The following is a 10995-nucleotide window of genomic DNA, read 5'->3' as shown; positions in this document are numbered from 1 at the left end:
TGTCTAAGGAGCCTTCAAACGAGGCTCCTTTTCCGTTCATGGGGCGTATGATTGCTTTATCTCTGGCGGCTCTATGACTGTGATCAAAAGAGAACGTCCCGCCATTTTTGCCAGTTCTCGCGCATGGCGCTGTAGGTCACGCTTACATTCTTGAAAACATTCTAGTTCGATCTTGTCGCCATCAAATGTTCCAATGCGACCCCATCCCTTTTCATAGGCTTTCGCTAGGAACGTGTTTTGGAGTTCGTCACCTGGTTCGTATGAGTAATGACATGAGAAGATATGCCAACAGGGATGAGCATCACCAGCATCTTCCAGCCATTTGTTAGCCTTCTCGTCCAAATCTTGTTTTGCCAGTTCAAAGTATCCATTGAGGCCTTCTGGTTTGTCGTCCCCATCGTATGATTCAAAGAAATCTAGATGGCCGTAACTAGTCACACGATGAATCTCTCCAGATGGAGATATCCATCCGAAACAATCGTCACTGAGAAACGGCCGAATTATGCTAGCTAGCTCTTCTATCCTGCTTTCAACCTCAGGACTGTGATGTGAATGAGCGGAGGGTATGCCTGGTCGTGTTAGTCCTACATTTCTAACCATCGAATAGCTCCAATCGATTGGTACAAGTGTTGTTTGTCGGCCTGCATAGTGGAATCGGCAAATTGTAGCTTCGGCTCCTGCAGAGGAAGAACGTTTGTCTTTCTCATGTGCTGGGGGCGGACTAAAATTTATCTGAGTATTCCTGTTCAATCATAAAACGTCGGAATGCGCGTGCCGCAACCCGAGGTCGGTCATTTGTTTCTGTCGGCGTGTTTTCCAGATAAAAAAGGCCGACAGAAACCCTTTTTCAGAAATGTTTAGAAAAAAATGCATGCTAAATTTGTTGACCAATACAGACTCTATTTAAGTTTCGTAAAATCAATGTCTTAGACGCGAAATAAATCCCGTTTCGTGTGCTTGACGGTAATTAATTTGGGGCGAATTCTTAAGTTGTCAGGGTGCCAAAAACAAACAAACCGCCCCGGCAAGAAACATCATCAGGCTTAATTGTTAGCCTATTCAGGAAGGAATAATCATGTTTCAGCTTATCGTAGCCGTTATTTCCATCGCTCTTATCGCTGCACTCGCTATCGCCTCGATCTTCTACGGCGGCGACGCTTTCACGAAGTCTTCGGAAAAGGCCACCGTCACCACGCTCATCAACCAGGCTCAGCAGATTGCTGGCGCTGCCGCCCTGTACAAGACGGATTCTGGGGTTCGCGCGCAGTCCATTACTGATCTCGATGGTTCGGTCGCAAATTCGGTTCAGTATCTTTCTCAGATACCAGGCGGCACCAAGGTGACGAATAACGATACAGCGGCCGCAGGCGGCTGGCAGATTTCCACTGACGGTTATGCCTACATCCCGTTCCTGGGTAATGCTGATACCGTTTCCATTTGTGAGGAAGTTGTAAAGCAGCGAGTTGGCGTCTGCTTTGACGGTACGGATTACGGAACTGCCGTTGTTCCGACTGCATCGTCGCAGGCAACTGGCTTTGCCCTGTCTCTCTAATTCTGAGCGCTACCAGTTCTCGATTAGGGTCGGAGGGATTTCTCCTTCCGGCCCTATGTGAATGTTAGGGGTTTGTCATGTTTCAGCTTATAGCAGCAGTTGTCGGTATTCTGCTCCTCGCTATTCTCGTGATTGCAGCGTTGTATTACGGGGGCGGTGCCCATTCCGATGCGAAAATTCGTGCGGATTATTCTGGAAATATGAATACTGGCGCGCAAATTGAAGGTGCGTTGCGCCTATATTTCAATGACCATGCAATGTACCCGCCATCAGATCTTGAAAATGATGAATTACTTCAGTTTCTGGTTGATAATAAATATCTTAAGGAAATCCCCGCTGGCGATTGGACGGTGAATCCTCAGACGCTTTCACGGCCAATTAAGACACAGACTATCGAGGAATGCTCCGCGATGAATCGTGTTGCGGGCTTTAAGACCGACGCTTCGGATATCACGGGCGAACCCTACAAAGGCTGCCCACCATGTTCGGGCGCTGAGGGGACCCCTGAAGAGACGTTGGCCAACAAATATAAATCCTGGCCTGTCTGTCAGCTTATCAATTGATCCCTTCACGCTGTTCTCCTGTAAGGCGGGTCATATTGACCTGCCTTTTTTTACGCCTTTGTTTTTGGCCGATTTTATATCTTTGTTTTTAGATCCAGATCGACTGAGAGGTTATCCTAGTCACTCCAACTGGGATGGCGGATAGGTTTTAGTCCCACCAAAGAAAGTAGCTGGGGCCGAGAGCTTTAGCTCCTTTGGTTTTTAGCTTATTTCTCCGTCGAGTATCACTCGTTCCTAATAGGCGCATAGTCTGAAAATCTGGCGACGGTGAGGGCAAAATTCTCCTTCGGACACGACGCAAACTGAACAGCGAGTATCCGACCACGATCAATCCGCTAGGGTTTCCACGAATAATGGCTTTAACCAGAGTGCTTCAGGAATTGGTTTGCAACGCGGAGGGTCGGTGTATCCGGCGTGCTCGATTAATGGGGAGGTATAAGGGGCGGTTCGATCACAGCCCCTTATATTGTCAGTATGCGCAGATTGCGGTCGCCCGATGGGAGCCTGCAGACGGATTGATTGCCCAGGAACACGAATAGGACTGCGCATCTCGGTCAAGTTTCGAGCCAATCAGTGGCTCGCTACCTGCGGCCGAGCAACTGCCAGCCACGACCTTTGCTGTGGGGCCATATGCGCTACAGGTAGCTACGCATTCCGCACCAGAGCAGGACGTCGACACTTCTGGAAGCGGACTGAGCGTAACCGATGGGGTTGCAGATCCAGTGATTGCGAAAGAGATTTCGTTCTGATTGCCTTCAATCCGGCCTCCGCCACTAACCGATACCGTGTCCCGAGCGAAATCGGTTATAGAGGATGAGGCTGTGATCATTATGTTCGGCCTGCCACTCACGTAGAGCATGCCTCCGTTGATCTTGAAGACTGGCGAGGCCAAAGGAGCGACTGTCGCCGTCTGGTGTATCTTCACGGTTCCGCCTGCGATGCTCACAGGCGACGCCGACGCTGTGCCATATACGAAACTGTTTTCTCCGATCAGAACCGTGCCTAGGTCGTTTGTGATGGGGCCAACTTCTGAGTTGATGACGTCGAGAATGCCTTTTGGCTTCACTTCGAGGGTTGGAACGCTGCCAGTCAATTTCACGTTCTCGAACTTTACGCCGCCTGTGATTTCGAGCGGCGTCGCGGTTCCGGTGAAGTTCAGATTCCTGCTTCCGCTTTTATTGACAATTGAAATGCGCCTACCGTCGAGCTGGTTGGTGACATTATTGATTTCGTTAGTCGTGACGTTGACGTCCGTCTTCAGATTAATCGTGGAGTCGGATGGGCGATTGTAGGCAATGTTGTTGAGCGCGTCGGTCAGTTCCTCGGCCGAATTCACATCAATCGTAGTGTTGCCTTTTACGGTACCGAAGATGGGCATCGCGAACCCACCGTTTGCAGTCAGATTGAACGTGCCACTGGAGCCAAGGGACACTTCAGTACATACGAGGTCAGTTTCGGTATTCGGCGCAGGAGCAAGCAGATAGGCAACCACATTGGCGTTTCGGATTGCCGTCAGGATTTCTGGAGCCAGGCTGGGCGGTGCTCCTTCGGTTATATAGTCTCTACCATTAGCTGCTTCGAAGGCGTAAGCGCCCTGTGCTCCAGTCGGTGCCACGGCGCAATAGGTGATCTTTTTATCGTAGGCGGTGCGGCGGAAAGGGATGAATGAAGGTACTTCATTCGAGACAGCGCCGTTCGTCAATTCAACGGGAATCATGATCTTGCCATCATGAGTTTGAAGGCTCCCGCCAATCATATGGCTCATTTGAAGCATTTGCGCTTGAGTCTTTTGAATGCCAAGCGAAACTTCTCCCGATTTAATAAGGGAAAAGATGCTGTAACCAATGCCTGCGGCAAGGCTTATGGTAACAATCACGATGATCAAAAGCGCAATCATGAAACTCTCCGAAACGGCATCTACCTAATTTACGGCCGAAAAAGCTGTTAAGCAAAGCGCAAAACGTTTTAGATTTTAATGCGACGGAGTTTGAATCTCAAAATTGTCTGACGGGAACAATTCAGAGCGAATTCGTTGTGTCAGATGCACCCACAGGCAGGCTGTGTCTTCCGCATCGCCTCCAGCTGTGTGAGCAGTGCCTGTTCGTTCAATCCCCATCATCTCGAAAGCTTTGTTGAGACCGATTGAGGTTGTCGCACCAACCATCATGCTGAATTGCTGGCCAATGTTGTGGTACGCTTCGGAAAAGGGGTTTTCGATCTGCTTCCTCATGCAGTCGATCATTATGGCTTCGCGGTCATTTCCCCAAGCCATCCATGCTTTTGAAGCGGACCCCCAGTTCTTTTTCAGGGTATTGGCTACATCAACAAGCGGCCTTCCCTGCTTGCGCATGCGTTGCGGTGTGATCCCCGTCAAATTAGTGCAGTATTCGGAGATGGTTGAATATTCCGGCTTCACCAAATACGAATCTGTCTTCTTGATCTCTAGTCTCTCGACGTCTACCTCTGAGAGACCAATTTCGATAATCTCCGCCATCTCGCCCTCAGGCGCTTGGCCTTCCCAGCAGGTCAATTCGAAATCAACAACGAGAACGCGATCCTTCCGGACTTTGAATTTTCCAAGCATACGAACTCCAAACAAATCTGTGTGTTTCACACATGGTCACATAGGCCTTGGAATTTCCAAAGGTCGAAATCGTTGTAATGAGATTTTCGCCCCATTGACGAGGGCTTCAAAAAGTTCGAAATAGCGTTTGCGCGTAATCTGATAGGAAACAATCGCGTAGGGAGTTGAAAAATGAGTGCAGTCCAACAGTCGAAATCGACGGACGCAACGCTCACTCTTCCCGGTCCATATAAAGTCACCACATCTTCAAACGGTGATATGGCGAGCATATCAAGGTCCGGCACCAAGAGTGTTTCCGTCAAGACATCTTCCCTGGAAGGGATCAAAAGCGTTCTTACAAAATTCTGGCCAACGGGGAACGAGAAAATTGCCCCTGGCGCTACGATGGTCCTGATGGACACATTCTCAGGAGACGGGGCCAGAATAACGCTCGGCAGCCTTCTCGACCTTGCAAGGGTAATTGACGATCTCGAATTGATCGGAACAACTGCATCCGGCCAAGCTGCATCGGAAGCGCCCGCAAAGCGCAGAGGCAGACCTCCGAAAGCTGAGAAAGCAGAATCCTCCGCAACTGCACCAGCCCAAGCGGCCGCCCCAGCACCTTCAGCTCAAGCTTCTGAAGCTCCTCAAAAGCGCCGTGGACGTCCCCCTAAGAGTGCATCAACGGCATCCGCAGAGACGAAGACGGCCGATGCGCCCAAAACGGGCCGTGGACGGCGCAAGAAGGCCGTCACGGAGGCTAAGGCAGCCGAACAACCTTCGCCTCAATCGGCTCCTCAGAAACGGGGCCGCAAGCCAAAGGCAGCAGTCGCTACACAGAATGCGGCACCTGCCAAAGCTCCCAGCAGGCGAGGTCGTCCTCCAAAAACTGAAGCATCGTCACCGCTGTTGAGCGGAGCACCGTCATGGTTCGGAGGGCAATTCGAGCCTAGGTATGAAGGGAAGACCGCAAGTGGTGGTCAGTTCTCGTTGGAGAAGGTGCCGCTCAAGCTGGAAAAGCCAGGCTCAAGGCATGTGATGGGAGTCGCTAAAGAACCTCAGGATGTCATGGCTTGGGGATATGAAATCCGCTCCAGCGGCACTCATGTCGCTTGGGTGATCGTCTCGGGTCCAGCTCAATTGCATATCGTTAGTGACGATGGCACCCAAGCTGTGCCTCAAGCGTCTATTTCTGACGTGATGTCTACGATCTCAACGAGGGCACCTGCCAGTCGGAAGGCCGCCTAACCGAAGAGATTGAACTCCTGAACCCCTTCGTCGGGTTCGTCATTTCGGGTATGGCTCTTAACGGCAGTCAGCAGTCGAGAGCCATACTCCGAAACTTGGTCTCCTGAAATCGCTTTCAGTTTCGTGAGTTCCTCGATTGAGGTCGGTTGGGCTGAGATGATCTCTTCCAGTGCCCTATCCGTGACGACTGCAGATCGATCAATTCCGGACTCGGTCGCAATTTCCTCTCTGAGGCGGAGCAGGTCATCGAGCATGTTCCTCAAGCTCTCAGGCAAGCCAACACCTGCCCTCTTTTTCGGCATCATTCTGCGCTGGCGACCCATTGGAGTTAAGTGGACAACGTCGTTGCCCTTTATGAGGTCAAAGGCTTTTTCGCCGAGTTCGAGCGTGCTTGATTTGGTCGACCTCAAATATCCTCCGGCCACCAGTTGACGCGCCATCGACTGCCATTGCTTCCGATTGAAATCAGAACCCAATCCAAAGGTGGCTACGTCCTGATGGTTGTTGGCCATCACGCGTTCGGTGGGAAGCCCCTGCAGAACTTCAATGAGATACCCTGCCCCATATTTTTGTCCGGTCACGCCAACGGTTCTGACCAATAGATTGCTTGGTTTGGTCGCATTGTAAGTGACAGCTGGATACATACAGCGATCACAGGTTCCACATGGCTCTGGGAGATTTTCACCGAAACATCTGAGGAGCGTCGTTTTCCGGCAGTCAGGGCTTTCAACGAATCCCTGCATCATCTGCAATTTTCTGATGCTCAAGATCGCCTGCTGTCTTTCGGTCGAGTTTTCAGCGCTGTCTTCCAATTTTACGCGAAGGTGGCGCATCTGATGAACGACGTCTTTTGGCGAATAGAGAAGGACAGCCCTGCTCATCTGACCGTCGCGCCCTGCCCTACCTATCTCTTGGTAATATCCTTCCGCCGTAGGTGGCATCGTTGTGTGGATGACTAGGCGAATGTCGGGTTTGTCTATACCCATGCCAAACGCGATAGTCGCAACGGCAACGACGGGCTTCTCGTTCAAGAACTTATCTTGGTTGGCCCGCCGCACATCGGGTTCCATGGCTGCATGATATGGGATCGAGTTGATGCCATTCTCAATCAGGAGGGCGTGAAGTTCCTCGACCTTTCTGCGAGAGGAACAAAACACGATGGCGTTCTCGTCTCCGTTTTCTTTCAAAAGCTCAATGAGCTGACTCGTTTCGTCAGTCTTGTCCTGGATATCAATCGCGATGTTCGGGCGATCAAAACTTTCTATGAATTTCCGCGCATCAGTAATACCAAGACGTGTTGCGACTTCTTCCTGTGTGTCGGGATCGGCAGTCGCCGTCAGTGCAATTCTTGGAACATTGGGAAACAGATCGAGGAATTTTCCAATGTTGAGGTAACTGGCGCGAAAATCGTGGCCCCACTGAGATACGCAATGCGCTTCGTCGATAGCAAAAAGGGAAATCTTTGCACTCGACATGAGGCGCTTAAAAGAACCGAGGCTCAGTCGTTCTGGCGATATATACAGAATGTCGAGATTGTTAGCGGTTAAGGCTGCCTTTATCTCATCGATTTCTGTCCAGCTGGTCGTAGAAGTCAATGCGACTGCGCGTACACCTTTCTTACGAAGTGTATCTACCTGATCTTTCATCAATGCCAATAATGGTGAAAGAACGACTGCTACCCCGTCGCGCATAAGCGCAGGTACCTGATAACACAGCGATTTTCCTCCACCTGTTGGCTTGAGGACGAACGCGCTATGCCCATTGGCAACATGATTGATAATGTCGTCCTGTCCCGCTCTGAAGGTTTGGTAACCAAACACCCGATTTAAGACCTCGGAGGCCTTTTCTCCTGGGTTCTTTGCGCTAAAAGGAGGCAAAGGGAGCGATTGTTGGGCAGAATTGTGCGATGTTTCCCTATTGTTCTCCGCTTTTGGGGGTGGATTGAACGATTGGGAGGCACCAGACTGCATTTTTGACTGTTTCCATTGGGTTATTTGGTCTGCATTGGTTAAAAGCGGTTGCCGTGGCTGATGTTTAACCTTCAACAATGCTCGATTGCGTGGGCGCAATTGTCAATCTTGGAAGGGTGAGCTTCATCAAAAGGCGTCAAAACCAGTGCTGCGGGGGGATTAATGGCCTTCGAACGGGCAAAATCACCAAAAAAATGAACAAACCTAGGTCTTTTCACATATTTGCCTCTTGAAGTTCGAAAAAAAGAGCATATACAAGCCGTATGAATAACCGAGAGACGCCCTGAAAACGAATGATCCATCAAGAGATCGATAGGGCCGACTGGGAATTCTCAAGGAAGCCAAACAGAGTTTAACGTGGGAAGGATCACTCACATGGCAGAAGAAAAAACCACTACATTCGACCACCTGATGAATTTTATGACTGCCTATGTGCAGCATAATCAGGTCAATCCGCAGGATTTGCCGAACGTTTTCGAACGCGTGAAGAACGTGGTTTTCAACGTGGCAGGTGAAACTGGTGCGGCTGTGGTCCCGTCTGGTGCTACGACGACCGCAGCAGCTGAACAGCATGCTGCTCGTCGGGGTCGGAAGCCTCGTTCGTTGGTGGTTGGTGAAGTCGCCCAGGAGACACCCAGCGAAAGCGCGGGTGCTGAAGGTGGCGAAGAACGCTCACAAGAAGCCCTGCCGTTCCTGGCAGTGGTCGGCAGCGAGCCTGTCCAGAAACGCGGCCCCGGTCGTCCGAAGAAAAATCCCGAAGTCAGCTACCCTGCTCCGGCAACAGGCGAAGGGCAGCAGGGATATAAGTTCGCGCACATCAGCCGGACGCCGTTCAATAATATGGACCCCGAAGCCGCCATCAAGCCGGACTCCATTGTTAACCTGATTGATGGCGTCGAGCAGACCTTCATCAAGCGCGCTCTGGCAACGAAATACGGTATGACGCCGGAAGAATACCGTGCCCACTTCGGTCTGCGCCCTGACTACCCTGTCGTCGCTCCGAATTATGCGAAGAAGCGCCAGGAGATCATGAACAAGACCATCGCCAACCAGCGCGCCAAGGCAGAAGACGTATCGGCGGACAAGGTTTCCGAAGGAACGTCGGCTCCGCGTCGTCGTGGTCGCCCGCCGAAGGCCGCGTCGGCTCCGAAGGCTAACGAGGCCAAGACCGTGAAGCGCGGCCGTCGTCCAAAGAGCGATGAGGCCAAGGCAGCTTAAGCCTCGGTAATCTCAAAAAAGAGGGCCTCTCATATATGGGAGCGCCCTCTTTTTTTATTTGAAGTGCAAACAGCTATTGCTTTGGTTTCGCTTCGAAATTCATTTCCTGTTTAAGAAATAATTTTTTGCCTGTTCTAGGCTTTCCCACTATTTTTATTCTTGGCCTTGTTCTGTTCCTTGGATTGGATCACCCTTAATCGAGTACATCGTGGGGTTTCCTATGTCCGATGAAGAGTTGATTATCGAAGAAGATATCGAAAGCGTAAGTCCGCAGGCCAATGATGCCAAAGCGCGTGCGCGGGCGAAATCTATCGTCTCTAAGGCCATTCTATCATCTGCACAGCCGCTCGAATTCCGCGAGCAGAAGGATCGCATGCTGATCGGCATTTGGTATGCGGCGATGAACACGCTCATTGAATGTATGCAGGTCGAGGACGTTCTCTTGGTTCTTGCAGCCAAGATGCATCAGATTACGGGAACTGGCGATAACGCATTGTCCCCTCCCCGCACAATTTCCGAGAAGGCCATGCAGTCGTATATCGACTCCGTTGTCGAGGCAGGCATGACCATTATCGAGTGCCTGGAAAAGGCCCAGGAGCAGCTCGAAGAAGAGGAACTTGATGAGCTGTTCCCTGAGACAGTCTTGGATGCCGCCACTGTTGTCCTGCAGAAAGCGTGGGGGCCAGACCATCTTCGTCGGGCTATCCAAGAGCAAACCGCTCTGTTGGTTCGTGGTGTTATACAGCCTTCGAACTTCATGGAACCCTTGAAATATATGACGCCTGCAACTCCGAGCACTGCGAAGGCAGAGCCTGTAGAAGATGCGGTTCCCGTTCACGACGTTTCAGAAGTGCCCGCTAAACCTACCCATGTCATCGAGTATGTCGACCCCTCGCCCATCGTGATTAAGCGACGGCAGATCAACGAGAGAACCGTCACTGCCTACATCGCCAATGACGTGTCCTCAAAAGGGCTTAACGGATGGGCCTGCTGGGTGTCGTCTTCTGGCAATGACAGAATGGAAGAGACGCTTCATTGTGGGACTGTGCAGGATCAGAGCGGCCACAGCGGATGGGTTCAGGCACTCCATGAGTGCTTGTCTGTTATATGCGCGAACACAATGTCTGCACGTGGGCAGATCGAGCTATATTCCAAGGACTTCATGAGGGCGATTGAAGGTCAACCTGGCATGCGCATGCCGCATCACGAGGAGTTGTGGAAGGAGATCGACGCCGCAATCGAACACAACAATATCGACTTCAAGTGCTCCGCATTTACGCTGACAAAAAATTACGCCGAACGCTGTGATATGAAAATCCGGATACTTTTGTCTGGAGAGTGATGATTAATGCTTGCCGATGCCCGATTAATTGAATCAACATTGGTTAACTAGCAAACTCTAAAAAGGCTACTCTTATGCCAGAAGAGAATTACGTTGTTGTTCTAGACAAGGATCGCGATTTTTGCCGCCTGTTCCGGTCTAATTCAGAAGATGTTCCTGCTGGAGAAATCCTGTGGAGCGGAATGGGCCTGCGCCGTGGTTACGACGCGATGATCCGCTTGAATAAGGAACGGAAACCAGTCGAGATTTATTCGGTTTGTTCGACAAAATCCAAGAAGGGCCGAGAGATTTTCAAGCTCGTCAAAGGGCAGCCAAAAAAAGAGATTCATGTGCTCTCAATTCACGCTGAATATAAGCCAGCATGTGAAGAGATAAAGCGTTTAACTGAAGCACGGAACGCTGCCGAAGAGGCTGAAAAAGCTCATGCTCGCGCAATCATGAAGCGCGTTGGAATTCATTCGAAACGCATCCCAAAGTGGACTGCCAGGGATCTTGAATATATTGCGTGGCTGAAAGAAACAGGGAAAATGGCGGCTTGA

Annotated in this window: 9 protein-coding genes; 5 read left to right on the top strand and 4 right to left on the bottom strand. The window is 50.9% G+C overall.

Annotated features, from left to right (window positions below; genetic code table 11):
• Positions 1 to 36: 36 nt before the first annotated feature.
• Positions 37 to 438: a hypothetical protein gene (locus QU595_RS13255; RefSeq protein ID WP_315922687.1), complete on the bottom strand. Its 402-nt coding sequence runs from the start codon at positions 436 to 438 to the stop codon at positions 37 to 39.
• Between the two features lie 637 nt (positions 439 to 1075).
• Between QU595_RS13255 and QU595_RS13250 the strand changes: the two genes are divergently transcribed.
• Entirely contained in the window at positions 1076 to 1552 is a 477-nt protein-coding gene (locus QU595_RS13250; protein WP_315922685.1) for a hypothetical protein, read from the top strand.
• 77 nt (positions 1553 to 1629) lie between these two features.
• Positions 1630 to 2115 carry a hypothetical protein gene (locus QU595_RS13245; protein WP_315922684.1) on the top strand — a complete coding sequence of 162 codons (486 nt, stop codon included), beginning with the start codon at positions 1630 to 1632 and terminating at the stop codon, positions 2113 to 2115.
• Between the two features lie 469 nt (positions 2116 to 2584).
• Here the strand turns inward: QU595_RS13245 and QU595_RS13240 are convergent, their stop codons facing one another.
• From QU595_RS13240 to recQ, 3 genes are all read right to left on the bottom strand, one after another.
• The gene (locus QU595_RS13240) at positions 2585 to 4012 is read right to left on the bottom strand and encodes a hypothetical protein (RefSeq protein ID WP_315922682.1); all 1428 of its coding nucleotides are present in this window, start codon (positions 4010 to 4012) and stop codon (positions 2585 to 2587) included.
• A 75-nt stretch (positions 4013 to 4087) separates the two neighbouring features.
• Positions 4088 to 4699 (bottom strand): 3'-5' exonuclease, encoded by a 612-nt coding sequence (locus tag QU595_RS13235; RefSeq protein WP_315922680.1) that lies wholly within the window; start codon positions 4697 to 4699, stop codon positions 4088 to 4090.
• Between the two features lie 1223 nt (positions 4700 to 5922).
• A complete protein-coding gene (gene recQ / locus QU595_RS13230) occupies positions 5923 to 7896 on the bottom strand; it encodes a DNA helicase RecQ (protein ID WP_315922678.1) in 1974 nt (657 codons plus the stop codon).
• Positions 7897 to 8271: 375 nt separating this feature from the next.
• On the opposite strand from recQ, the gene QU595_RS13225 reads away from it, so the two are divergent.
• From QU595_RS13225 to QU595_RS13215, 3 genes are all read left to right on the top strand, one after another.
• Positions 8272 to 9114 carry a MucR family transcriptional regulator gene (locus tag QU595_RS13225; RefSeq protein WP_315922676.1) on the top strand — a complete coding sequence of 281 codons (843 nt, stop codon included), beginning with the start codon at positions 8272 to 8274 and terminating at the stop codon, positions 9112 to 9114.
• A gap of 220 nt (positions 9115 to 9334) precedes the next feature.
• Positions 9335 to 10456 (top strand): hypothetical protein, encoded by a 1122-nt coding sequence (locus QU595_RS13220; RefSeq protein WP_315922674.1) that lies wholly within the window; start codon positions 9335 to 9337, stop codon positions 10454 to 10456.
• A 74-nt stretch (positions 10457 to 10530) separates the two neighbouring features.
• Complete coding sequence (locus QU595_RS13215) at positions 10531 to 10995, top strand: hypothetical protein (protein ID WP_315922672.1); 465 nt, start codon at positions 10531 to 10533, stop codon at positions 10993 to 10995.

This window comes from Mesorhizobium sp. SP-1A, from assembly GCF_032460275.1.
Taxonomy (GTDB): Bacteria; Pseudomonadota; Alphaproteobacteria; order Rhizobiales; family Rhizobiaceae; genus Mesorhizobium.
Note: the sequence above shows the minus strand (reverse complement) of the source record. Positions and strands in the feature narration are given on the sequence as shown.